At 63.2% G+C, this 636-nt stretch carries 1 protein-coding gene; it reads right to left on the reverse strand.

The genetic code is table 11. The features are described 5' to 3' along the window. A partial coding sequence (locus KUM49_RS37870; RefSeq protein ID WP_217241510.1) for a hypothetical protein occupies positions 1-574 on the reverse strand: 574 nt, incomplete at its 3' end. Positions 575-636: the final 62 nt, after the last annotated feature.

Genomic DNA, 636 nt, shown 5'->3' on the forward strand with positions numbered 1-636 from the left:
AGCCGAACCAGGAGAAGACGATGTTGTTGTAGTAGTCCTTGGGGTTGGTGAGTCCGAGTTCTTCGCGCAGGGCCCGGACGGCCAGTTCGTGGCAGTTCTCGATGGGGTTCCCGGGTTGGCTCCAGTTCATCGTCTCGTGGGCACCGACCTGGTAGAAGCCTGGCCAGACGCGGGCGCCGATGGGGCGGCGCAGCATCATGACCTTGCCGTTGCGGCTCTGTGCGGTCACGTTGATGACGATGTTGGAGTTGGGCGATGACCTGATCACGCGGCTCAGGCCGCCTTGTTGGTCGCCGTGACTGATCCTGGCCACGACCGCGTCGTACGCATCCGGGTGATCTCGCAGGTACCGGCGGGTGGCGACGTGCTCGTAGTAGGTGCTCATCGCCACCCTTAGACGCAACGTATCGTTGCCCGTCTCCCGGGTGTCCTCGTCGTAGCCGACCAGTGTGGGACACGGGCTGCCAGGCTGGCCGCGTTCCTCCTCGAGGTAGGCGCGGAAACGATCCGGGTCCACCCAGTCCTCATCCTGGCTGTGCCGCATCAACTCCTGGCGCTTGTCGACCTTCACCACCTCGCCGATGTTGTGATCCGGATCGAGCCGACGGCCAGCATTCCAATCAATGATCCGGAAAA

This window comes from Streptomyces sp. AC555_RSS877, from assembly GCF_019049245.1.
Lineage (GTDB): Bacteria > Actinomycetota > Actinomycetes > Streptomycetales > Streptomycetaceae > Streptomyces.